Source organism: Qipengyuania atrilutea, assembly GCF_013370205.1.
Classification (GTDB): Bacteria; Pseudomonadota; Alphaproteobacteria; order Sphingomonadales; family Sphingomonadaceae; genus Actirhodobacter; species Actirhodobacter atriluteus.
In genome coordinates this window covers 1-806 of the sequence record NZ_JABWGV010000018.1, presented here as the reverse complement: position 1 = coordinate 806, position 806 = coordinate 1, and the positions used below count along the sequence as shown (strand labels likewise).

1 protein-coding gene is annotated in these 806 nt (G+C 59.8%); it reads left to right on the top strand.

Going from position 1 to position 806, the window contains the following annotated elements; genetic code table 11:
• The first annotated feature begins 7 nt into the window (after positions 1 to 7).
• On the top strand, positions 8 to 229 hold the full coding sequence (locus HUV48_RS14180; RefSeq protein ID WP_225871737.1) for a thermonuclease family protein: 222 nt from the start codon (positions 8 to 10) through the stop codon (positions 227 to 229).
• Positions 230 to 806 lie beyond the last annotated feature (577 nt).

The following is an 806-nucleotide window of genomic DNA, read 5'->3' as shown; positions in this document are numbered from 1 at the left end:
TGCCGAAATGAACGGGAAGTGCGATCGGGAGAAGCGCCTAGCGATCCGCGCGAGGGATCGGCTTGTCGTGCTGCTGAACCGTGGGCCGGTGAAGGTGCATCGCGATGGCTTTGACCGGTACGGCCGAACCCTTGCGAGGCTTACCGTGGACGGTGTGGACGTAGGCCGGCAGCTTGTGAAGGAAGGTCTTGCCCGTCCTTATGGTAAGGGTAGGCGAGGGTGGTGTTAGCTGCGGGCCGGTCGCTACTCCGGCTTGGTCGGCAACATGGCGGGGGCAATGACTGTGGTCCCCGCGCACCACATGAGCGCTTCTGCTTTCAGCGCCGCCGCAGCAATTCCTACCTACCCGATTCACCCTTTGTTCGCAAGTCCTCTTCCCGGCCTGACCTCGCAATTCTTCACCCCGCATTTGCATCGGAAATACGCTTCAGCTTGGGGTAGATGCAGCCGCCACTTGTTGCGCTGGAACTTCAGGGAAAGCGGGGTGGGATCGAACTCACCGACATGACCGCAGGCTCGGCAGCGCACCTCTACCATTACGCCCTGTCTGCGGAAGTCTAGCAGGGTGCGGTAGCGAATCCTCATGGCCCTTTAGAACACATGGGGAACGCGAGGTGAAGTGGCTGCGGTTCGGGCGGTGTCCTAAACCCTTCTTGCCCGACGCAACTCCATGCGCCGCCGCAGCGTCTTATTCTCTAGCAAATAACGAGATTGACCGCAAGCGATTCGATATGCTATCAGGGGCTATGTCTGATGTGCTTGAGATTATCGGCGGTTTGACGGTGGCGGCTATCGGCATCGGCGTT